Source organism: Achromobacter sp. HZ34 (assembly GCF_002209485.1).
Taxonomy (GTDB): domain Bacteria; phylum Pseudomonadota; class Gammaproteobacteria; order Burkholderiales; family Burkholderiaceae_B; genus Bordetella_C.
Map to the genome: position 1 here is coordinate 95,414 of NZ_NJIX01000003.1, position 22,358 is coordinate 117,771.

General features: G+C 66.1%; 20 protein-coding genes. 7 read left to right on the plus strand and 13 right to left on the minus strand.

The window, feature by feature from the left end; genetic code table 11:
• Positions 1-22: 22 nt before the first annotated feature.
• The gene (locus tag CEY05_RS12575) at positions 23-1,006 is read right to left on the minus strand and encodes a DnaJ C-terminal domain-containing protein (protein WP_088598687.1); all 984 of its coding nucleotides are present in this window, start codon (positions 1,004-1,006) and stop codon (positions 23-25) included.
• A gap of 280 nt (positions 1,007-1,286) precedes the next feature.
• On the opposite strand from CEY05_RS12575, the gene CEY05_RS12580 reads away from it, so the two are divergent.
• The gene (locus tag CEY05_RS12580) at positions 1,287-2,951 is read left to right on the plus strand and encodes a sensor domain-containing diguanylate cyclase (RefSeq protein ID WP_143220420.1); all 1,665 of its coding nucleotides are present in this window, start codon (positions 1,287-1,289) and stop codon (positions 2,949-2,951) included.
• 71 nt (positions 2,952-3,022) lie between these two features.
• On the plus strand, positions 3,023-3,655 hold the full coding sequence (gene yfcF / locus CEY05_RS12585; RefSeq protein WP_088598689.1) for a glutathione transferase: 633 nt from the start codon (positions 3,023-3,025) through the stop codon (positions 3,653-3,655).
• Here yfcF and CEY05_RS12590 read toward each other — a convergent pair.
• From CEY05_RS12590 to tkt, 3 genes are all read right to left on the minus strand, one after another.
• Positions 3,652-4,848, minus strand: a complete 1,197-nt coding sequence (locus tag CEY05_RS12590; protein WP_088598690.1) for a phosphoglycerate kinase — start codon at positions 4,846-4,848, stop codon at positions 3,652-3,654. The two genes, yfcF and CEY05_RS12590, sit on opposite strands and share 4 nt — an antisense overlap.
• A 113-nt stretch (positions 4,849-4,961) precedes the next feature.
• The gene (gap, locus tag CEY05_RS12595) at positions 4,962-5,972 is read right to left on the minus strand and encodes a type I glyceraldehyde-3-phosphate dehydrogenase (protein ID WP_088598691.1); all 1,011 of its coding nucleotides are present in this window, start codon (positions 5,970-5,972) and stop codon (positions 4,962-4,964) included.
• Between the two features lie 14 nt (positions 5,973-5,986).
• Positions 5,987-8,032: a transketolase gene (gene tkt / locus CEY05_RS12600; protein ID WP_088598692.1), complete on the minus strand. Its 2,046-nt coding sequence runs from the start codon at positions 8,030-8,032 to the stop codon at positions 5,987-5,989.
• Positions 8,033-8,242: 210 nt separating this feature from the next.
• Here tkt and CEY05_RS12605 point away from each other — a divergent pair, with 210 nt between their 5' ends.
• On the plus strand, positions 8,243-9,091 hold the full coding sequence (locus CEY05_RS12605) for a 16S rRNA (uracil(1498)-N(3))-methyltransferase (RefSeq protein WP_088598693.1): 849 nt from the start codon (positions 8,243-8,245) through the stop codon (positions 9,089-9,091).
• A gap of 110 nt (positions 9,092-9,201) precedes the next feature.
• On the opposite strand, the gene CEY05_RS12610 is transcribed toward CEY05_RS12605, so the two are convergent.
• From CEY05_RS12610 to CEY05_RS12620, 3 genes are all read right to left on the minus strand, one after another.
• On the minus strand, positions 9,202-9,669 hold the full coding sequence (locus tag CEY05_RS12610) for a barstar family protein (RefSeq protein ID WP_088598694.1): 468 nt from the start codon (positions 9,667-9,669) through the stop codon (positions 9,202-9,204).
• Positions 9,670-9,971: 302 nt separating this feature from the next.
• Positions 9,972-12,272: an NADP-dependent malic enzyme gene (locus CEY05_RS12615; RefSeq protein ID WP_088598695.1), complete on the minus strand. Its 2,301-nt coding sequence runs from the start codon at positions 12,270-12,272 to the stop codon at positions 9,972-9,974.
• A 159-nt stretch (positions 12,273-12,431) separates the two neighbouring features.
• Positions 12,432-12,995, minus strand: a complete 564-nt coding sequence (locus tag CEY05_RS12620) for a hypothetical protein (protein ID WP_233161501.1) — start codon at positions 12,993-12,995, stop codon at positions 12,432-12,434.
• Between the two features lies 1 nt (position 12,996).
• On the opposite strand from CEY05_RS12620, the gene CEY05_RS31715 reads away from it, so the two are divergent.
• Both CEY05_RS31715 and CEY05_RS12630 read left to right on the plus strand, forming a co-directional pair.
• The gene (locus CEY05_RS31715) at positions 12,997-13,404 is read left to right on the plus strand and encodes a hypothetical protein (RefSeq protein ID WP_233161502.1); all 408 of its coding nucleotides are present in this window, start codon (positions 12,997-12,999) and stop codon (positions 13,402-13,404) included.
• A 304-nt stretch (positions 13,405-13,708) separates the two neighbouring features.
• The gene (locus tag CEY05_RS12630) at positions 13,709-14,887 is read left to right on the plus strand and encodes a pyridoxal phosphate-dependent aminotransferase (RefSeq protein ID WP_088598696.1); all 1,179 of its coding nucleotides are present in this window, start codon (positions 13,709-13,711) and stop codon (positions 14,885-14,887) included.
• A gap of 65 nt (positions 14,888-14,952) precedes the next feature.
• Here CEY05_RS12630 and CEY05_RS12635 read toward each other — a convergent pair whose 3' ends face one another.
• Positions 14,953-15,795, minus strand: coding sequence for a lytic transglycosylase domain-containing protein (locus CEY05_RS12635; RefSeq protein ID WP_088598697.1), 843 nt, complete (start codon positions 15,793-15,795; stop codon positions 14,953-14,955).
• Positions 15,796-15,927: 132 nt separating this feature from the next.
• Between CEY05_RS12635 and ubiD the strand changes: the two genes are divergently transcribed.
• Positions 15,928-17,472: a 4-hydroxy-3-polyprenylbenzoate decarboxylase gene (ubiD, locus tag CEY05_RS12640; RefSeq protein ID WP_088598698.1), complete on the plus strand. Its 1,545-nt coding sequence runs from the start codon at positions 15,928-15,930 to the stop codon at positions 17,470-17,472.
• A gap of 181 nt (positions 17,473-17,653) precedes the next feature.
• Here ubiD and CEY05_RS12645 read toward each other — a convergent pair whose 3' ends face one another.
• The 4 genes from CEY05_RS12645 to CEY05_RS12660 all read right to left on the minus strand — a co-directional run bounded on the left by CEY05_RS12645 (position 17,654) and on the right by CEY05_RS12660 (position 19,734).
• The gene (locus CEY05_RS12645; protein WP_088598699.1) at positions 17,654-18,049 is read right to left on the minus strand and encodes a hypothetical protein; all 396 of its coding nucleotides are present in this window, start codon (positions 18,047-18,049) and stop codon (positions 17,654-17,656) included.
• Positions 18,050-18,062: 13 nt separating this feature from the next.
• Positions 18,063-18,503, minus strand: a complete 441-nt coding sequence (locus CEY05_RS12650; protein ID WP_088598700.1) for a phage holin family protein — start codon at positions 18,501-18,503, stop codon at positions 18,063-18,065.
• Positions 18,504-18,598: 95 nt separating this feature from the next.
• Positions 18,599-18,916 (minus strand): YqjD family protein, encoded by a 318-nt coding sequence (locus tag CEY05_RS12655; RefSeq protein ID WP_088598701.1) that lies wholly within the window; start codon positions 18,914-18,916, stop codon positions 18,599-18,601.
• A 131-nt stretch (positions 18,917-19,047) separates the two neighbouring features.
• Positions 19,048-19,734: a hypothetical protein gene (locus CEY05_RS12660; protein ID WP_088599190.1), complete on the minus strand. Its 687-nt coding sequence runs from the start codon at positions 19,732-19,734 to the stop codon at positions 19,048-19,050.
• 312 nt (positions 19,735-20,046) lie between these two features.
• Here CEY05_RS12660 and cysG point away from each other — a divergent pair, with 312 nt between their 5' ends.
• Entirely contained in the window at positions 20,047-21,459 is a 1,413-nt protein-coding gene (gene cysG / locus CEY05_RS12665; protein ID WP_088598702.1) for a siroheme synthase CysG, read from the plus strand.
• Between the two features lie 240 nt (positions 21,460-21,699).
• Here cysG and upp read toward each other — a convergent pair whose 3' ends face one another.
• Positions 21,700-22,338 (minus strand): uracil phosphoribosyltransferase, encoded by a 639-nt coding sequence (gene upp, locus CEY05_RS12670; RefSeq protein ID WP_088598703.1) that lies wholly within the window; start codon positions 22,336-22,338, stop codon positions 21,700-21,702.
• Positions 22,339-22,358: the final 20 nt, after the last annotated feature.

A 22,358-nucleotide genomic window follows, 5' to 3' on the forward strand; every position in this document is an offset into this window, starting at 1 on the left:
CTGGCCGGCAGTGGCGGACGCTTCATTTCCCCAAACCCGCACGGGGATTGAAGGCGATGTCGCGCGCCATCCGCCGATACGCCTCGCGCGCGGTCTCGCTGTCGGCCGGCGGCCAGACCACGTCCAGGGTCAGGTAGAGATCGCCCGGATGAGCACCCGGCAAGCCCTGGCCTTTCAGGCGCAACTTGTTGCCAGGCCGCGACCCGGGCGGGATGACCACTTCCACCGAGCCCCCCGGCGTGGGCACGCGCACCTTGCCGCCCAGCGCGGCTTCCCAGGGCGTGACCGGCAGCGTCATGACCAGGTCGCGTCCCTCGACGCGGTAAAGCCGATGCGGCTTGACGCGTACCTCCAGGTACAGGTCGCCAGGCTGCCCGCCCGCATAGCCGACCATGCCCTGCCCCGCCAGGCGTATGCGCTGCCCCTCGCGCACCCCCGCGGGGACCAGCACGCTGAGCTTGCGCTCCTGCAACTGGGGCCGGCCGTTGGCGTCCATCTTCATGGACCGCAGGCTGATCTCGCGGGTCGCGCCATGCAGGATGTCTTCCAGCTCCACCTCGATCATGGCGTGATAGTCCTCGCCGCGCGCGTGCGTCGGGTGCGATTCCCGCGCGGCGCTGCCACGGCGCTTCTGGGCGGAACCGAATAGCGAAGAGAAGAATTCGCTGAACTCGGCCTCCTCGCGCGGGTCCTTGGCGGTCGCCTTGCCCGGCCTTTCGAAGCCTTGCTCCCAGCCAGGCGAAGGGCGATAAGCGGTGCCGCTCCCGGCCCCCCTGGCAGCACCGGCCCCCACACCCGCGGCCAGGTTGTCGTAGGCGGCGCGTTTGGCCGCATCGCGCAACACGTCGTACGCCTCGTTGATATCGCGCATGCGCGCTTCGGCGTCCGCTTCCTTGCTGACGTCCGGATGGTATTTACGTGCCAGCTTGCGATAGGCGCGCCGCAGATCCTCTTCGGAAACCGCACGCTCGACACCCAGCGTGTCGTAATAGTCCTTGAACTCCATACTCGCTCACTGGTGGGGTGGAGTAACCGCGTCATGCACCGGAAGATGACGACCAAGTCAGTATTCGCCGCAACCGAAAAACTACACCCGCTTTTGCAAACAGGCGATCCACCTTTCGGACGACTGAATCAGACGTTCGGCAAAAATCAACAAGAAAAGCGGACAGCCCTTGTTTTGAAGGTCGCAGCCTGTGTTTTTCCAACAATGCGGCCGAATAAGTGGACCCAATTTTGGGATTGCGACAGAATTGGGCCCATTCCAAATTCGTCGGGTAATTCGCTTGCACCGTCGTCGCACCCTCACCATTCAGCAGCAGATCACATTGCTGGCAGGGACACTGTGCCTGGCACTGGTGGCGGCGGCGGCCGGTGGCGCGGCATACATGGGCAAGCGCCAGACGCGGGAACTGATCGAAGCCCACGTCACCAATATCGCCGCCGCCATGGCGCACACGCTGGACCGCGATATGTACGAGCGATTCCGCGAAGTACGCATCCTGGCGGAGGCACCCACGGTGCGCGGCATGGAGCCCGGTCCGCTGCGCGCGCTGCTCAACGGCCGGCAAAGCTCCATGATGGACTATGCCTGGGTGGGTGTCGCCGATCCGACGGGCGAGGTGCTGGTGTCCACCCAGGGGCAGCTGGAAGGCAAGTCGGTGGCGGACCGGCTCTGGTTCCAACGGGGCTTGCTCAGCCCTTATATCGGCGACGTGCGCGAATCCAGGTTGCTGGGTGAACTGCTGGGCCGCGACCGGCGCCACGCTTTCCGCTTCGTCGAGATCGCTGCCCCCATCGTCATCGCCGGCAAGACGGTGGGTGTCATCGGTGCCCACCTCAGCTGGACCTGGGCCGCCGAAGCGCGCCGCGCCATGCTGGAAAACGACACCACCGGGGGCATCCGCGACCTGTGGATCCTTTCCTCGGACGGCACCATGCTGCTGGGCCCGCACCTGGGCAGCAAGCCCTTCAGCGACGCTCAGATCGCGCAGATGCTGCAAAGCCGCCGCGGCGTTTTCGAAGCCGACAGCGACAACGGCGTCATGCTGACCGGCTATGCCATGGCGTCCGGCTACCGCGACTATCCCGGCCGCAACTGGCTGATCATCGCCCAGCAGCCGGCCCGCGACGCCTATGCGGCGGTACGCCGGCTGGAGTGGAGCGCGCTGATCCTCAGCATCCTGGTCGCGGTGGCCGGCGTCACCTTGACCTGGTTCATCGCCCGCCGCATTGCCTCGCCCTTGCTGGCGCTGACGGCGGCGGCGCGCGATCTGGGCCGCGACCATTCCGTCACCATGCTGCCCCGCCTGGCCGGGGCGCGCGAAATCGTCGACCTGTCGGCCGCACTGCGGTCCCTGATGCGGCGCCTGGGCGTGGAGCAGGAACGCGCCGACCTGGTCCAGCGCCAGGCCCAGCAGGAAGAACGCCGCTATGCCCAGGAGATCAGCGAGCTGCGCCGCGCGGCGGGCATCGATCCCCTGTCCGGACTGCTCAACCGCCGTTCCTTCCTCTACGCGGCCGACGTCATGCTGGCCGACCTTGGCGTGCGCCACCTGACCGTGATCATGGCGGACATCGATTTCTTCAAGCAGGTCAACGACAACCACGGCCACAGCGCCGGTGACGCCACCATCCGCAAGGTGGGCGAAATACTCACGTCCTGTGTGCGGGAAACCGACCTGGTCGCGCGCTTCGGCGGCGAGGAATTCGTCATCCTGCTGGCCGGCACGCCGCCGGGCGCGGTGCTGGCGCTGGCCGAACGCATGCGCCAGTCCGTGCAGGAGACCCCCATCGTGCATGGCTCTTCGACCATCCGCATCACCATCAGCCTGGGGGTGGCGATTGCCGGCGTGGAAGACCATGACATCCAGAGCATCATCGAAGGTGCCGACCGGGCCCTGTATCGGGCCAAACAGCGGGGCCGCAACCGCGCCGTGCTGTCCGCCTGACGCGCGCCTGCTAAGCTATGCCAAACCAGGGAAGCCGTTTTCCCCTTTTTCCTGAAGATCCGGAGCCTATCGTGGCAGTACCGCTCACCCTCTACATCGACAATCGCCTGCTCAGTCCCTGGGCCATGTCCGCCTATGTCGCGCTGGTGGAAAAGAACCTGGACTTCGAGTTGCGCCTGGTCGATCTGGACCAGGGGGAACAGCGCATGGCGCCGTTTCTCTGCCGGTCGCCGGCCGGCAAGGTGCCGGTGCTGGCGCACCATGATTTCTACCTGAGCGAATCGAGCGCCATCGTCGAATACCTGGAAGAAGCGTTTCCGGCGCCGGAGTATGCGGCGGTGATTCCGGCCGACACGCGGGCACGTGCGCGCATGCGCCAGGTGCAAGCCTGGCTGCGCAGCGACCTGGCCGCGCTACGGCGCGAACGGCCTACCGAAGTGGTCTTCGAAGGCATGCAGCGGGTGCCGCTGTCGGACGAAGGCCAGGCTGACGCCACCCGCCTGGTGCGCGTGGCCGGCTGCCTGCTGCAAGAGGGCCAGAAGCATCTGTTCGATGACTGGTGCATCGCCGATGCCGACCTGGCCCTGATGCTTAATCGCCTGATCCTGTCGCGCGAGGAAGTCCCCGCCCGGCTGCGTGACTACGCCGCCGAACAATGGGAACGCCCTTCCCTGCGCCGTTGGCGCGACAGCCGCGGCGCTTAGCCAGCCCGCTGCTGCAGCACTTCCACCGCCGGCAGGGTCTTGCCTTCCAGGAACTCCAGGAACGCACCGCCACCGGTGGAGATGTAATCCACCTTGTCCGTGATGCCGAACTTGGCGATGGCGGCCAGGGTGTCGCCGCCGCCGGCAATGGAGAACCCGGACGAATCGGCAATGGCGCGGGCAACCGTTTCCGTGCCATGGGCGAACTGGTCGAACTCGAACACGCCCACCGGGCCGTTCCAGACGATGGTGCCCGCCTTCTTCAGGATCTCGGCCAGCGCCTGCGCGCTTTGCGGTCCGATATCCAGCACCATGTCATCGTCAGCCACCGCATCAGCCGCCTTGACGGTGGCCTCGGCATCGGCGCCGAAGGCCTTGGCGCACACCACGTCGACAGGAATGGGCACCGCGGCGCCCCGCTCGCGCATGGCGTCGATCACCGCCACGGCCTGCTGCACCTGGTCAGGTTCAGCCAGCGACTTGCCGATGGACTTGCCGGCCGCCAGCAGGAAAGTGTTGGCGATGCCGCCCCCCACCACCAGCTGATCCACCTTGGACGCCAGCGACTGCAGGATGCTCAGCTTGGTCGACACCTTGGAACCGCCCACGATGGCCACCAGCGGGCGCTTGGGTTCGTGCAGGGCACGGCCCAGGGCCTCCAGTTCGGCGGCCAGCAGCGGACCGGCGCAGGCCACCGCCGCGAACCTGGCGATGCCATGCGTGGTGGCTTCGGCGCGATGCGCGGTGCCGAACGCGTCGTTCACGTACACATCGCACAGCGCCGCCATCTTGCGCGACAGCGCTTCGTCATTCTTCTTCTCGCCGGCATTGACGCGGCAGTTCTCCAGCAGCACCACCTGGCCGGGCGCGACATCCACGCCATTCTCGACCCAGTTCTGCACCAGCGGTACGTCCTGCCCCAGCAGTTCGGCCAGCCGCTTGCCCACCGGCGCCAACGTGTCTTCCGGCGTCAGCACGCCCTCTTTCGGACGGCCCAGGTGCGAGGTGACCATGACGGCCGCGCCGGCCTGCAGGGCCAGCTTGATGCCCGGCACCGAGGCACGGATGCGCGTGTCTTCGCTGATGTTGCCGTTGTCGTCGAAAGGAACGTTCAGATCTGCGCGGATAAAGACGCGCTTGCCTTTGAGCGCGCCGGACTGGGCCAGCGCGGACAGCGTATTCACCTTGGACATGGATGCTTCTCCTCAGGGCGCCAGCGCCCCACAAGACGAAGGGGACAGTGCGTCCCCTTCGTTCATTTCTATTCAACCGGCGCCCGGTCCCCACCGGTACGCCGATGCCGCTTTTACTTGGCGGCCATCAGTGCCACGGTGGTGTCCAGCATGCGGTTGCTGAAGCCCCACTCGTTGTCGTACCAGGACGTCACCTTGACCAGCGTGCCCGAGACCTTGGTCAGCGTGGCGTCGAACGTGCTGGAGGCCGCGTTGTGGTTGAAGTCGCTCGACACCAGGGGCTCGGTGTTGTAGTCCAGGATGCCTTTGAGCGAGCCTTCGGACGCCTTCTTCAGGATGGCGTTGACTTCCTCGACGGAGGTTTCGCGCTTGGCGATGAAGGACAGGTCGACCAGCGACACGTTGATGGTCGGCACGCGGATGGCGAAGCCGTCCAGCTTGCCGTTCAGATCGGGCAGCACCAGGCCCACCGCGGCGGCGGCGCCGGTCTTGGCGGGGATCATGTTCATGGTGGCCGAACGGGCGCGACGCAGGTCTTCGTGGTAGACGTCGGTCAGCACCTGGTCGTTGGTGTACGAGTGGATCGTGGTCATCAGGCCCGAGACCACGCCCAGCTCATCGTGCAGCGGCTTGACCAGGGGGGCCAGGCAGTTGGTGGTGCACGATGCGTTGGAGATGACCGTGTCGCTGGCCTTCAGCACATTGTGGTTGACGCCGAAGACGATGGTGGCATCGACGTCCTTGCCGCCAGGCGCGGAGATGATGACCTTCTTGGCGCCGCCCTTCAGGTGGGCGCTGGCCTTTTCCTTGGTGGTGAAGAAGCCGGTGCATTCCATCACCACGTCGACTTTCAGGTCACCCCAGGGCAGTTCGGCCGGGTTGCGGTTTGCCAGCACGCGGATGCGATCGCCATTGACCACCATGTATTCGCCATCGACCTCGACCTTGCCGGGGAACTTGCCGTGGGCAGTGTCGTAGCGGGTCAGGTGGGCGTTGGTCTTGGGATCGCCCAAATCGTTGATGGCAACGATTTCGATATCGTGCTTCTTGCCGCTTTCGTAGTGAGCACGCAGGACGTTGCGGCCGATACGGCCATAGCCATTGATGGCAACACGGATGGTCATGTCTGGATCTCCTTTTACAAAACCTGTTTGACGGCCTCGGCCACCTTCTCCGGGGTCAGTCCGAAATATTTGAACAGTTCGCCGGCCGGGGCCGATTCGCCATAACGATCGATGCCGACCACGGCGCCTTCCAGGCCGACATACTTGTGCCACAGGCCGGTGGTGCCGGCCTCGACGGCGACGCGCGGCAGGCCCTTGGGCAGCACGCTGGCGCGCCATTCGGCGTCCTGCTTGTCGAAGACGTTGGTGTTGGGCATGGAGACCACGCGCACCGCCACGCCGTCCTTGGCCAGCGCTTCCTGCGCGGCCAGCGCCAGGCCCACTTCGGAGCCGGTGGCGATGATGATGGCGCGCGCCTCGGGCGCGTCGCGCAGCACATAGCCGCCGCGCGCGATGGCCGCGGTGGTGGCCGCGTCACGCTGCACGAAAGGCAGGTTCTGGCGCGACAGCAGCAGCGCGCTGGGGCCGCCGTCATGCACGTCCATGCCGATGCTGGTGGGACGCGACACCGACTCGATCCAGGCCACCGCGGTTTCGGTGGTGTCGCAAGGACGCCAGACCGACAGGTTGGGGATCAGGCGCAGGCTGTTCGCGTGCTCGATCGACTGGTGGGTGGGGCCGTCTTCGCCCAGGCCGATGGAGTCGTGCGTGAACACGTGCACCACGCGCTGCTTCATCAGCGACGCCATGCGGATGCCGTTGCGCGAGTAGTCGGAGAACGTCAGGAAAGTGCCGCCGAAAGGCAGGTAGCCGCCGTGCAGCGCCACGCCGTTCATGATGGCGGCCATGCCGAATTCACGCACGCCGTAGTTGATGTGGCGGCCGAACTGGATGCCCTTCTCGCCGGCGCGCACCGGCGCCACGCCCTTCCAGTCGGTGTAGTTGGAACCGGTCAGGTCGGCCGAACCGCCCAGCAGTTCCGGCAAGGCCTGCGCCAGCGCGGCGATCGCGTATTGCGAGGCCTTGCGCGTGGCGACCGTCTCGGCCTTTTCCTGGGTGGCGGCCAGATAGGCCTGCGCCTTCTCGGCGAAATCGGCCGGCAGGTCGCCCTTCATGCGGCGCTTGAATTCCTTGGCTTCGGCCGGGAACTGGGCGGCATAGGTGTCGAAGCGCTGCTGCCATTCGGCTTGCGCCTTGGCGCCGCGCGGACGGCCATCCCACCCGGCGTAGACGTCGGCCGGCACTTCGAAAGGCGGGTAGTTCCAGTTCAGGGCGGCGCGGGTAGCGGCGATTTCGTCCTTGCCCAGCGGCGCACCGTGCACGTTGTGGGTGCCCTGCATGGTGGGGGCGCCCTTGCCGATGACGGTGCGGCAGATGATCAGCGTCGGGCCGCCGTGGCTGGCCGCGTGGCCATGCGCCTGGCGGATGGCGGCGTCGACCGCGCTGGCGTCGTGGCCGTCGATGCCGCCGACGACGTTCCAGCCGTAACCCTCGAAGCGCTTGGCGGTGTCATCGCCGAACCAGGCGTCCACATGGCCGTCGATGGAGATGCCGTTGGCGTCGTAGAACACGATCAGCTTGGACAGCTTGAGCGTGCCGGCCAGCGAGCAGGCTTCGTGCGAGATGCCTTCCATCAGGCAACCGTCGCCGACGAAGGCATACGTGTAGTGGTCGACGATGGAATGGCCGGGGCGGTTGAATTCCGCCGCCAGCAGCGCTTCGGCCAGCGCCATGCCCACGGCGTTGGTCACGCCCTGGCCCAGGGGGCCCGTGGTGGTTTCCACGCCCGGGGTGATGCCGACTTCGGGGTGGCCCGGCGTCTTCGAATGCAGCTGGCGGAAATTCTTCAGTTCTTCGATCGGCAGGTCGTAGCCGCTGAGGTGCAGCAAGGCATACAGCAGCATGGAGCCGTGGCCGTTGGACAGCACGAAGCGGTCACGGTCAGCCCAGGCCGGATCGGCGGGATTGTGGCGCAGGTGGCCGGTCCACAGGGCTTGGGCGATTTCCGCCATCCCCATCGGAGCCCCCGGGTGGCCGGAATTGGCCTGTTGCACGGCGTCCATCGCCAAAGCGCGGATCGCATCCGCCAAAGAAGGTTGACGGGCTGTCGGATTGCTCATTCGTGAGGGCTCTCTCGCCGGCTGCAACGTAACAACGAGCCGGTAGGGTTGCAAAAGCTCAAGATTTTAGCACCGCGGGATTACCCGGCCGGGACCGGTGGGTCCGCCACATGGACGATGTGACCATGGACAGGATCGAGGCCGGGCACATGCCGCGGCCGGAATGCGGTCAAAATAGCGCGTTTGCTCCGTATCAGTCGATCCGCCATCATGCCTATACCGCGCTTTTTCGTCGATCTGCCCCTGGCGGCCCACAGCCGCATCGCGCTACCCGAAGCCGCCGCCCATCATGCCGTGCGCGTGCTGCGCCTGCGCGACGGCGCCCCCCTGTGCCTGTTCAATGGCCAGGGCGGTGAATATGCCGGGGTCCTGCACGTCGATGGCCGCGCCGCCGCGGTCGAACTAGGCGCTTTCGACCCGCGTGAAGCCGAACTGGGCGGCGCCATCACCCTGGTGCAGGGTCTGCCCTCCGGCGACAAAATGGATTGGATTCTGGAAAAGGCGGTCGAGCTTGGCGTGCACACGGTCGTGCCGATCGCCGCCAGGCGCAGCGTGCTGCAATTGAGCGGCGCGCGCCAGGACAAGCGGCTGACCCATTGGCGCCGCATCGCCCTGTCGGCCAGCGAACAGTGCGGCCGCAACCGCCTGCTGCAGGTGGCGGAGCCGGTCACGCTGGAACAGTGGCTGGCGGCGGAAAGAAGCCAGGCAGCGAATGCCGCAATAAATGGGGCAACGGATGCGGCCGGGAATGTCGCGGTAAATGGCATACCGAATGCGGCGATGATCGGCACCGCTGCCGCGGCAAGCCTGCGCGTGCTGTGCCATCCGGAAGGCGGCCAGCCTTATACCCAGGTCCTGGCGCAGGCCCAGGGCGCGGCGGCAGGCCTGCGTGAACTGGAGTTGCTGGTGGGACCGGAAGGCGGCTGGGACGACACGGAACTGGCGGCGGCCCGCCGGGCCGGGGCGCAGGCCGTCACATTCGGCCCCCGCATCCTGCGCACGGAAACCGCCGGCCTGGCGCTGACGGCCGCCGCGGCGGCGATTCTGGGCTGGGTATAAAGCGCTTGGCGGCGGGTCGCTGCCGGCCGGTTGCGGACGGCCGGTTGCGGACGGCCGGTTGCGGACTGCCGGTTGCGGACGCCAGGCTGCTGGCGCCTGCTTGCTCTCGCTCAGTCGCTCTCGCCGTAGGGCGCGGCGGCGACGCCAGGCTCGGCCATCGGGTGCGCACCCGCATGTTCGATCACATACGCGAACAGCCGGCCATTTTCGCGGGCGAAATCCGCCGCGTCGGCACACACGGTCTCGATGCGGCCGGCATCCTCTTCCAGCACCGGATCGCCCGAATGCAATTTTTGCAGGTACAAGACCACGCCGACCTTCTGATCGAGCACGGTGTCGCACAGGCAATCGTAGAGCGCGTCGAAATTGCCGCCGAAATACATGGGAAAGTCGACCGCCTTGGCGATGGCACGCAAGACCGCGGAGCGGCTGCGGGCCCGATCACAATCGGCGAGGAATACGGCGGCTCCCAAATCGCGGGCGGCATCGGCCAGCACGGGCTGGTCCAACGATGCGGGATCCAGAGCGCCACCGCGCTGCAACTGCCGCTGCAAGGCGGACTGACCGGAATTGGCCATGCGGGGACCTCCTGCTAATGCTATTTCACGCTGCATCGTATCGGCATATGCCGGCTCAATCAATGGTTCGCGCAATGTGTGCGATCCGCGCAAAAACACCACGGATCAGCACTGCGCAACACGCATCGGACAATACACTGAAATACGCTGAGTCAGGCAAAAAAACCTGGAGGCCTTGTCATCGAATGGTGACATTACGTGCCACGGCAGGCGCAAAGGCGGCCCGGCCTCCGCGACACCGCTCGGAGACCCTGCAGCTGCTTACGAAAGGGCCCCGGATACCGACCCCTTCCCTGCTTCGCTCAGGCCGCCCTGGGCGCGCGGTTATTGGCATCCACCACCGTCAACGCCGTCATATTGACGATACGGCGCACGGTGGAACTGGACGTCAGGATGTGTACGGCCGCATTGCCTCCCAGCAGGAAGGGACCCACCGCGACGTTGCCGCCGGCGGTGGTCTTGAGCAGGTTGTAGGCGATGTTGCCGGAATCGACGTTGGGGCATACCAACAGATTGGCAATGCCCTTGAGCGTGGACGACGGCAGGATGCGCATGCGCAGTTCTTCATCCAGCGCGCAATCGCCGTGCATTTCGCCGTCGACTTCCAGGTCCGGCGCCTGCTCGCGGATCAGGCGCAACGCTTCGCGCATCTTCTCACCGGACGAAGAACTACCCGAGCCGAAATTCGAACGCGACAGCAGCGCCACCTTGGGCGCCAGGCTCATGCGATCCATCTCGGCGGCGGCGGCGATGGTGTATTCGGCGATCTGTTCGGCGCTCGGTTCGTCGTTGATGTGCGTATCCACCAGCACCACGGTGCGCTCGGCCAGCAACAGGATGCTCATGGCCGCATAGGTCCTGGCGCCCGGCTTCTTGCCGATGACCTCGTCGACGAAACGCAAATGGTCGGCATAGGCGCCCACCGTACCGCAGATCATGCCGTCGGCATCGCCCAGGTGGACCATCATGGCGCCAATCAGCGTCAGGCGCCGGCGCATTTCCACGCGCGCCATTTCCTTGGTGATGCCGCGCCGGTTCATCAGGTCCCAGTACGTGGTCCAGTAGCGGTGGAAGCGCTCGTCGTATTCAGGGTTGGTAACTTCCACATCCTGGCCCAGGCGCAGGCGCAGGCCCAGCTTTTCGATACGCGCGGCCAGCACGGCCGGACGGCCCACCAGAATGGGGCGCGCCAGGCCTTCGTCGACCACCACCTGCACCGCGCGCAGCACGCGTTCGTCCTCGCCTTCGGTGAAGACGATGCGAACCTTGCCGCCGTCACGCACGTATTGCTTGGCAGCGGCGAACTGCGGCTTCATGAAGGCGCCGGAGTGGTACACGAACTGCTGCAACTGGGCGACGTAGGCGTCCATGTCGGTCAGCGGGCGGGTGGCCACGCCTTCTTCCATGGCAGCCTTGGCCACGGCCGGCGCGATGCGCACGATCAGGCGCGGATCGAAGGGCTTGGGAATGAAGTACTCGGCGCCGAAGCACAGATCGTATGTACCGTAGGCGGCAGCCACGACTTCGCTCTGTTCTTCCTGCGCCAACGCGGCAATGGCGTACACCGCTGCCTTCTCCATGCCGCGGGTGATGGTCGTGGCGCCCACGTCCAGCGCGCCACGGAAGATGTAGGGGAAGCACAGGACGTTGTTGACCTGGTTCGGATAGTCCGAACGGCCGGTAGCCATGACGGCGTCGTCGCGCACGCTCTTGACCACTTCGGGCAACACTTCCGGGGTCGGGTTGGCCAGGGCCAGGATCAGCGGCCGGGGCGCCATCTTGGCAACCATCTCGGCTTTCAGCACGCCGCCGGCCGACAGGCCCAGGAACACGTCGGCGCCTTCGATGACTTCCGTCAGCTTGCGCAGGTCGGTCTTGCGCGCGAAGCGCTCCTTGTCCGGGTCCATCAGCTCGACGCGGCCTTCGTAGACCACGCCTTCGATGTCGGTGACCCAGATGTTTTCCAGCGGCAGGCCCAGGTCCACCATCAGGTCCAGGCAGGCCAGCGCGGCGGCGCCGGCGCCGGAGGCCACGACCTTGACGTGCTTGATGTCCTTGCCTACCACTTTCAAGCCGTTGATAAAGGCGGCGCTGACGGTGATGGCGGTGCCATGCTGGTCATCGTGGAAGACCGGGATCTTCATGCGTTCGCGCAACTTGCGCTCGACGGTGAAGCACTCGGGCGCCTTGATGTCTTCCAGGTTGATGCCACCGAAGGTGGCTTCCAGGCCGGCGATGATGGTGACCAGCTTGTCGGGATCGGTTTCGTTGATCTCGATGTCGAAGACGTCGATGCCGGCGAACTTCTTGAACAGTACCGCCTTGCCTTCCATCACCGGCTTGGAGGCCAGCGCGCCGATATTGCCCAGCCCCAGCACGGCCGTGCCGTTGGTGATGACGCCGACCAGGTTGCCGCGGCTGGTGTAGCGCACGGCATTGACTGGGTCCGCGACGATCTCTTCACAGGCTGCCGCCACGCCGGGCGTGTAGGCCAGTGCCAGGTCGCGCTGGTTGGTCAGTTGTTTGGTGGGCGTTACCGAAATTTTGCCGGGGCGGCCCTGCTCGTGATATTCGAGCGCGGCCTTGCGTAGATTGGCGTCCATGATCGCTTTCAGTGTGGAAAAACTGGCAGCAATGTTACTCCCTGCCGTTGGAATTCGACTCAAAGTGTGTCAAATGCAGCGTGCGGCGGGGTGTGAGCGGGACGCATGCATAACGCATACCGCGTGGACCCCGGGGTCCAGGAAGCGAACGAAATCGCCTTACGGCAGCGGCGCGTCCGGGTATAACCCGGCGGGATCGAACGCATCCTTGATATACGCATCCAGGGCCCGCGCCTCGGCGGGATAGGCCGGGGGGGCGGCGCCCACGCCAGCCGCGTTGCCGCTGCCGCTGACGGGCGGCGTGATGGCTTGGAGCACCACGCTGTCTACCCAGGCCAGGGCGCCTTCGTGGCCCGCCAGCAAACCGGCGAGGTTGGCTTCGGCCGGTGGCGGGGGCGCCAATGCATCCAGGCGGTATCGGGCGGGCCACGCTGCCTGTGCACGGCACCATGCCGCACCGGCGCGCGTGGACAGCGTGTACAGGGCCGGGACGAGGGCCTGCCCCGTGCCGCTACGCAAGGGGACGCCACCGCTGGCGCCGAAGGGTCCCAGCGTCTCCAGCGCGCCGTCCGCCAGCATCACGTCCGCGCTGACCAGGCCGGGAGGACATGCGCGGCCCGGACTTGCAGCCGCATGCGCGCGGCTGGCCAGCCAGGCGGCCACCGTCAGATCCGCCGGCAGCCCCGCGAACTGCGCCAGCCCTGCCTGCGCCAACATCGCCATCGTGACGCCCGGGGCCGCGCGCCACCGCGATGGCGTCGAAGACTGGCCCTCGTCCAGGCAGCGCAAGGTATTCAACGAGCGCGGATCCACCCACAGGCACGGCCGCCCCGGCGCTTCGCCGCGCGTCCCCGCCAGGGCCATTGCCACGCCGTACTCGGCGCATAGCTCGCGTGCCAGGCGGACGTCGACGGTCGACAGCGGCGTCCACGACGCCTGGACCGACGGTGCGGATGAGGCGGAGGGGGCCGACGGCGCGTATGTGGCGGATGTGGAGGACGGGGCGGATGTGGAGGATGTGGAGGATGCGGCGGATGGGGCGGATGTGGAGGATGCGGCGGATGTGGAGGATGCGGCGGATGCGGCGGATGGGGCGGACGGGCCCGATTGGGGCGCCTGGAGCCCCCAATGATCCTGCGATGCCTGGGACGGACGGGATCCCTGCGGCGCAATGTCCCTGGCCGCAGGGTCCAGCACCTGCAATTCCCCCTCGCAGCCACGGCGTAACCGTCGTAAAAAAGCCGCCCAGGGCGTCTCCGGTGGCCGTCGACCCAAGAGAAATGCGCGGCGAGTGGTCTCCATATGACTACAATTCCTCTTTTGGCTTAGGCTTAGACGATTTTTTTACTGCAGCGTGGAATATTGATTTTCCATTCCCGCGCGTCCACGACGCATAGCCGCTTCCGCCCCAGCCGCATCCCCTCACTGAGATCATCATGCCCCGCCTTGCCTCCCGCACCCAGGACTTCCTGACTTTCCAGGTGGTCGAACTCTTCAAGCAGGCGCAGGCGCTGCAGGCGGCGGGTCGCGACATCATCAGCCTGGGCATCGGCGAACCGGACTTTACCGCGCCGCCCCAGGTGGTGGAAGCGCTGGAACGCGCCGCCCGCGCCGGCCTCAGCGGCTACACCGCACCGGCCGGCGTAGCCGCCCTGCGCGAAGCCATCGCCCACTATTACGAAACGGAATTCGGCGCCCGCGTCGATCCTTCGCGCGTCATCGTGACCAATGGCGCCTCGGGCGCCCTGGCCCTGGCCTGCGCTGCGCTGGTCAACCCCGGCGCCGGGGTGATGATGCCCGACCCCTCCTACCCGGCCAACAGCAATTTCGTCCTGGCCAGCGGCGGACGGCCACAACTGGTACCCAGCACGGCGGCCAAGCGCTACCAGCTGTCGGCGCAGGACGTGCGCGAGAATTGGGCGGCACATACCCAGGGCGTGCTGATCGCCTCGCCCAGCAATCCCACCGGCACCTCGGTGGCGCCCGAAGAATTGGCGGAACTGCTGCGTGAAGTGCGCGAGCGCGACGGTTTTACCCTGATGGACGAGATCTACCTGGGCCTGTCCTACGAACAGGCGCCCCGCTCGGCGCTGACGCTGGATGACGACGTCATCGTCATCAACAGCTTCTCCAAGTACTTCACCATGACGGGTTGGCGCCTGGGCTGGCTGGTGGTGCCGCAGAACATGGTGAGCGTCGTGGAAAAAATGGCCGCCAGCCTGCACATCTGCGCGCCGACCCTGGCCCAGCATGCGGCGCTGGCCTGCTTCCTGCCCGATACGCTGAAGATCTACCAGCAGCGTCGCGAAGCCTTCCGCCAACGCCGCGACTTCCTGCTGCAGGCCTTCGCCGGCATGGGGCTGTCGGTGCCGGTCAAGCCGGACGGCGCCTTCTACATCTATGCGGATCTGGCCGACCAGGGCCTGGACAGTGCGACGTTCTCGCACCGGCTGCTGCACGAAACCGGCGTGGCGGCCGTGCCGGGGCTGGACTTCGGCCCCGCTCACGGGCATCACACCATGCGCTTCGCGTATACCACCGGCCTGGACCGCCTGGAGGAGGCAGCCACGCGCATCGGAACCTTCCTGGAAACGCTGCGCGACCCGGTACGTTGAACCGGTCCCGCCTGGTAGCGAGACCGTGCCGCCCGCCTTGCTGACCCAGCCGGGCCAGGGACGGCTCAGTCGCGTGCCAGCGGGATGCCGGACGACACCGCCAGGCGGCGGCGCTCGGCCAGCACCTTGTCACCATAGCCGCCGTCGTTGGGGCCGCTGGCCCCCACGTAGCAGGCCAGGCCACCCGACACGGAACCGCGCCGGTCGATGCAGTCCTTGAGGATGCCGGCGCCGACACGAATGTTCGCCACCGGGTCCAGCGCGCCATTCTTGCTGCCCAGGGTATCGAACTTGGACCGGTGCACGCTGGTCATGACCTGCATCAGGCCCTGCGCCCCGACGCTGCTTTCCGCGAACGGGTTGTAGCGCGACTCGATGGCGATGACCGCCAGCAGCAGCAGGGGATCGACCTTCAATTCCCGCCCTACCCGGTACGAGGTATTGACCAGCACGCCGGTGGCGTCATAAGCCACCTTGTACTTGCGCGAAATGTAATTGCGCAGGGCTTCGACCTGTGCGCTGTTGGCCGTAATCTCCGGACGCGCCCGCGCGGGTGCCGGCGGATGCGGCATCGGCGTCAGATATCCCGTGGCATTGCTGCCGGTGGTATCGGGCACCGCCAAGGCCACCGCGGCCCCGGGATCGGTATCCAGGTCTCCGGGCAACAGGCCGTCCTGGTCGGAAGACGCACTGGGCGGAATGGAACTTGGCGCAAGCGCCGTCAGCAAGGCTTTGTGCACCTGCAAGGCCTGGTCGCGCAGACCGGGCAAGGCAAATCCCATGCTTACCGTCACAATGACCGCGATACCCAGGTAAACCGAGCAAATCCGCAGCCATTCGGCAAGATAGCGATGCACTCCTTGGGCCAGGTGTCGAAGCACGACACTGGCAGCTGACGCATCGGGCATGGTGACCTCCTGCGTGATTGGAAAGGGAGGGATGTTAACCTTTATCGCCAGCTGCGTATGTAACCAAGCCTCTAATAGGTTTGCAACTTTGCGCAATTTAAGCTAACTCTCCTTCATCTTCCCTGGATTGCAGTGAAATACCGAGACCTTAGAGACTTCATCGCTCAACTCGAAGCACGGGGCGACCTGAAACGTATCCAGACGGCGGTCTCGACGCGCCTGGAAATGACTGAAATCGGCGACCGCGTGCTGCGTGCGGGCGGTCCCGCGCTGTTGTTCGAAAACGCCCAGCATGACGGCAAGCCGGCCGCCATGCCGGTGCTGACCAATCTGTTCGGTACCCCGCAACGCGTGGCCTGGGGCATGGGCGCGGCCAACGTCGCGGCCTTGCGCGAGGTTGGTGAACTGCTGGCGTCCCTGCGCGAGCCGGAAGCGCCCAAGGGATTGCGCGACGCCTTCGCCAAGGTATCCATGCTGAAGTCGGCGCTATGGGACATGAGTCCGAAGAACGTGCGCGGCGCCGCTTGCCAGGAAATCGTGCTGGAGGGCGACGACGTCGATCTGGCGCGCCTTCCGCTGCAGGCCTGCTGGCCCGGCGACGTGGCGCCGCTGCTGACCTGGGGCCTGGTGATCACGCGCGGCCCCAATGCCAAACGCCAGAATTTGGGCATCTACCGCCAGCAGCCCATCGGGCGCAACAAGCTGATCATGCGCTGGCTGTCGCACCGCGGCGGCGCGCTGGATTTCCGCGACCATGCGCAGGCGTATCCCGGCCAGCCCTTCCCCGTCGCGGTGGCGCTGGGCGCCGACCCCGCCACCATCCTGGGCGCGGTGACACCGGTGCCGGACACGCTGTCCGAATACCAATTCGCCGGCCTGCTGCGCGGTTCGCGCACGGAGGTTACCCAGGCCTTGGGCAGCAAGCTGTCCGTGCCGGCCTATGCCGAGATCGTGCTGGAAGGCCATCTGTTGCCGTCCACCGATCCGCGCGCGGTGGCGCCGGTGGTGCCCGAGGGCGTCAATCCGCCACCGGATACCGGCTATGAAATGGCGCTGGAAGGTCCCTATGGCGACCACACCGGTTACTACAACGAGCGCGACTGGTTTCCGGTGTTTACCATCGACCGCATTACCATGCGGCGAAATCCCGTCTACCACTCGACCTACACCGGCAAGCCGCCCGATGAACCGGCCGTGCTGGGCGTGGCGCTGAATGAAGTCTTCGTGCCGCTGCTGCGGCGCCAGTTGCCGGAGATCGTCGATTTCTACCTGCCGCCGGAAGGCTGCAGCTACCGGCTGGCGGTGGTATCCATCCGCAAGCAGTACCCGGGCCATGCCAAGCGGGTGATGTTCGGGCTATGGAGCATCTTGCGGCAGTTCATGTACACCAAGTTCATCGTGGTGGTGGATGAGGACATCGATCCGCGCGACTGGAAGGAAGTGGTGTGGGCGATGACCACCCGCATGGACCCCGTGCGCGACACCACCCTGGTGGAGCACACGCCCATCGACTACTTGGACTTCGCTTCGCCGGTGTCCGGCCTGGGCGGCAAGATGGGCCTGGACGCCACCAACAAGTGGCCGGGCGAGACCCAACGAGAATGGGGCACGCCCATCGTCATGGACAAGGCGGTCAAGGACCGGGTGGATCAGATCTGGGGGGAGTTGGGGCTGTAGATTCTCCGGCACGACGACGCGGTGGGTCGGACCGAAACAGGCGTCCCCAGACGGGTGTGGCCCAAAGCGGTAGGAGTTTGGGGGGATCCCCCAAAAAAACGTCCATGTATGCGTCTCGCGATAGCGTCAAAGCCCCGCGAGCAACGTGACGCGGCGGCGCGACGGGCCACCTGGCGGCAGATCAGCCGACGTGGCCGTCGCCGTCCTGCTTTTGACGCCAGATACGCAAGGCCTGCCAGCCGATCAACGCCCCGGCCCCCAGCTTCAACAGCTTGGATTTCTTGCTGCCCTTCAACAGCAACGCGGACGCGCTGGACAGCACCATGGGGTAACGCCGCAGCAGCGTGAAAGCCTGCATGGCGATCTTGCTGCTGTTTACACCACCCAGGCCACCGCCCCCGCCAACCAGCCCTTGCAGGCTGCTGGGCAGAATGCTGCGCACCATGTGCGACGGTGACAAGGCCACCCCGGCTTCGGCCAGGTTATGCAACAGCGCTTCGCGTTCGACGGCCGCCTTGGCGCGCAGCAGTTCCATGCGAACGGCGCGATCGATGGCGGGCGACAGTTTCTTGCTCATTTCGGCCCCCAATTCAAATGCGGTCGCGCCGTGCCCGGCGTGCTTGCGCCGCGGCTTCTTCGGCGGCTTCCTCGGCCGCCGCCGCCGCGCGCACGCGGTCCAGCAGCTGCACGTCACGGCCCAGTTCTTCCAGCGTGGCGGCAAAAGGCGCCGGCCCATGCAGCAGATGGCGCCATACCACCGCCAGCAGGATCAGCCCCAGCACGGCATAGCCGCCCGCGAGCACACCCAGCGCCATGTAACGCGAGTCCGTCGGCCAGAAATACACGGCGACCAATATGGAAAATACCAGCACGGCCAGCGTCAGGAACAGCAGGGCCGCGAAGGACATGCCCAGCAGGCTCAATAGCCGACCCTGTTCGGCACGGGCTTCAAGCGTCAGCAGCTCGAAACGCGTGCGGCCCAGCTCGACCAAACTGGAAGCGACGCCCAGCAAGGATTTTCGAATAGCCATGGAGGATCAGTTTGGAGCGGAAGAAGACGCGGCCGACGCTGCAAGCGCCGTGCCGCCCCTTCTGACCGCAGGGTGGAAAGCAGACAGCGGAACGATCAACGACGGCTGATCAACATGCCAATCAGCAGGCCGACGCCGCCGGCGATGCCGATGGCCTGCCAGGGATTGTCATGCACATAGTCGTCGGTGGCGCGGGCCGCCTTGCGGCTGCGTTCCAGCACGGCATCCTGCACGTCGTACAGCGTTTCGCGAGTGCGCTTCAAGGTCGCCAACGCACGTTCGCGCAGCTCGGCGGCCTTGTCGCCAGTGGTGGACGCCGCTTCGCGCAGCAGGTCTTCGGCGTCATTCAGGCTGGTCTTGACGTTATCGATCAGGGTTTCCTTGACGGCATCCGGCGATTTTCTTGCGTTCATGGTTCGCTCCTTACGTTGCGTGTTACGTTTCCAAGACCAAACGATGATACCAGCGGGAATCGCCTTGTCTGTCCGTAGCATGATGCTTTTGCTACTGACTGCAACCGCAGCACCCGCCTGCCCTGATTCACCTAATTCAATTTGGTGATCTCTACTGTCGACTTGATGCCCTGCTGGTCGATGTCCTGCTTCATCACCATGTTCTTCGCCGGGCAATACCAATCGGTGACCGTGGAATTGATGCCGGGGATGGGTATGGTCAGGCTCTTGAACGTGGCCATGGTGGGATCGGAATTGCGCTGGTAGCTGACCGGAAAGCAGGTGTCCTTGCCCAGCGCGGTGTCCAGCGCCTGCTTGTTGCCTACCGTCTTCTGGCCGATATGCACCGTGGTGGAGGGCGAGCCGCCCACCGGCGCTTCCTTGCCGATGCGCAGGCGGAAGCTGGAACCGGGCAGCTTCTGGCCCGCGGCAAGCTTGCCGTCGTAGGCGAACAGCCCCAGCATGCGCAGGTCGAACTGGCCTTCGCTATTGGGCTTCTCGCCAGCGCTCTCATATTTGACGAAGGTTGCCTGGCCCGCCTTGACCGTCATCAAATAGTCCAGCTTGGACTTGCCCGGCGGCAGGCCGGCATAGGAAAACGTGGCTACGCCATTGACGCGGGCGCGGCAATTGTCGCCATTGGTCTTGCTGACTTCGCTGAACGCCAGGTCCGCCCCCAGAGCCAGGTTGCCCTTGCCGGTCAGCTGGACCACGCCGCCGTCGTGCATGAAGGGCGCATCGCACACACCCGCCTGCGCCGCGCCGGCGCCCAGGGACATTGCCAGGGCGGCGGCCGCCAGAATCTTGGAATCAGAAAACACCGTGGGAACCCCGCTATATGCTGTGCGCCGCTGCCTCATGGAGCGGCAATCAATGGCCGATACTACACCGTCCGGCTTTTCCTCTGACCGGCGTGGGCCGCCGGAAGTTTTATTCCTTCCACCTATATTTTTTGCGCTTTTTATACATTTCAATAATATTGAAATTCCACCTGGTTCGTTCGCCTCGGCGGGCGGCAAATCTAGAATTGCGGGTCTGGCGTCGATTCGCGCGTCGATTCCGCATCGCAATCCCCCCCTCGGAAATCCCTCATGAAGCTGTTCCCGCTATTCGCCGACCTGAATCAGCGACCGGTCCTGGTGGTCGGTGGCGGCGCCGTTGCCGCCCGCAAGACCCAGGCCCTGCTGGAAGCGGGCGCCCAGGTCAGCGTGGGCGCGCCGCGCCTGACCGCGGACCTGGCCGCGCTGGCCGATAGCGGCCGCATCGCGCACCTGGCGGGGGAATTCCAGGAGCAATGGCTGGAAGCGGTGTGGCTGGTGGTGGCCGCCACCGACGACCGCGCGGTCAACGCCGACGTTTCGCGCTGCGCCGAAGCACGCCGGATGTTCTGTAACGTGGTCGACGATCCGGAGTTGTCCTCCTTCCAGGTCCCGTCCATCGTCGACCGCTCGCCCATCATCGTGGCGATCTCGTCTTCCGGCGTGGCGCCCGTGCTGGCGCGGCGGCTGCGCGAACGCATCGAATCGCTGTTCGACCATGCCCTGGCCCCGCTGGCGCAACTGGCCGCGCGCCAGCGCGCCGCCATCCGCGCCGCGCGGCCGGACCTGGGCGCGCGGCGCCGTTTCTACGACTGGCTGCTGGACGGCCCGGTGGCGGCGCTGTTGCGCCAGGCCCGCCCCGCCGACGCCGAAGCCGCGCTGACGGCCGAACTGGACACCCCGCAGCACGTGCCTGCCGGCAGCGTGGTGCTGGTGGGCGCCGGCCCGGGTGATCCCGGCCTGCTGACGCTGCGCGCGCTGCGTGCGCTGAACGAGGCCGACGTCATCCTGCACGACCGCCTGGTCAGCCCTGAAGTCCTGGCCATGGCGCGCCGCGATGCCGAACGGGTCGACGTGGGCAAGCACCAGGGTGAAGACCACCATGCCACGCAGTCGCGCATCCACGCGCTGATGGCGGACAACGCGCGGCTGGGCCGGCGTGTGGTGCGGCTGAAAGGCGGCGACGCTTTCATCTTCGGCCGGGGTGGTGAAGAACTGCAATTCCTGCGGGCGCGCAACATCCGCTATGAAGTGGTGCCCGGCATCACCGCGGCGCTGGCCTGTGCGGCCCACGCCGGCATTCCCCTGACGCATCGGGCCCACGCGCAGTCGGTGCACCTGGTGACGGCGCATTCCAGCACCGAGGCCGATACCCTGGATTGGCCGGCCCTGGCGGGTGCCACCCAGACGCTGGCTTTCTACATGGGCGTGGGGCAGCTGGATGCCCTGGCGCGCCGGCTGATCCAGCACGGCCGCGATCCGCTCACGCCCTTCGCCCTGGTGGAAAACGGCAGCCGCCCGCAACAACGCGTGCTGACCGGTCAGCTGGCAGACCTGCCGCGCCTGGCGCGCGCGCATGGCGTCCATGCGCCGGCCATGCTGTTCGTGGGAGAAGTGGCGCGGCTGGGCGACGAGCTGCACTGGTTCGGGCAGCACCTGTCGGCGAGCGCCGACGCGACGGCTTGAGGTCGGACGGCTGCAGCCCCGCCCGCAGCCTCGTTGCAAGCGCAGCGGCTGCAGGAACGCTCGCGCCTCGCCCGCAGCTGGCTGGCAGGCTGCAAATACAGAAAGAGGGAAAATCCCCAGGGGATTTTCCCTCTTCTTCTTTGGCAATCATTGATATGGCAAGTGACGCCGCGGCGCCGGACAGCGCGCCGACGGCATCGACGGCCTGGCGCCCATCGAGCAGGTGCCTGCCGCCTGGTCCTATTCTTCTTTCTGCTTGGTGCCGAAGATGCGGTCGCCGGCATCGCCCAGGCCGGGGATGATGTAGCCATCCTCATTCAGCCGCTCGTCGATGGCGGCAGTGTAGATACGCACGTCGGGATGCAGTTTTTCGATGTGCGCGATGCCGGCGGGCGCCGCCACCAGCACCAGCGCGCGGATGTCGCGACAGCCGGCCTGCTTGAGCAGGTCGATGGTCGCCGCCATGGAGCCGCCGGTGGCCAGCATGGGATCGATGATCAGGGCGGTGCGCTGGTCCAGCTCACCCACCAGCCGCTCCAGATAGGTATGCGCCTGCAAGGTCTCCTCGTTGCGGGCAATGCCCACCACGCTTACCTTGGCGCCCGGCACCAGGCTGAGTACGCCATCCAGCATGCCGATGCCGGCGCGCAGGATGGGCACCACCGTAATCTTCTTGCCGGCCAGCTTTTCCACCTGGATGGGACCGTTCCAGCCCTGCACCGTGCAGGGTTCCAGCGGCAGGTCCTTGGAGGCCTCGTAGGTGAGCAAGGCCCCGACTTCCTGCGCCAGTTCCCGAAAGCTCTTGGTGCTCAGGTCGGCGCGGCGCATGATGCCCAGCTTGTGGCGGATCAGTGGGTGGCGTATTTCATGCACGGGCATGGCGGTCTCCGGTATTGATG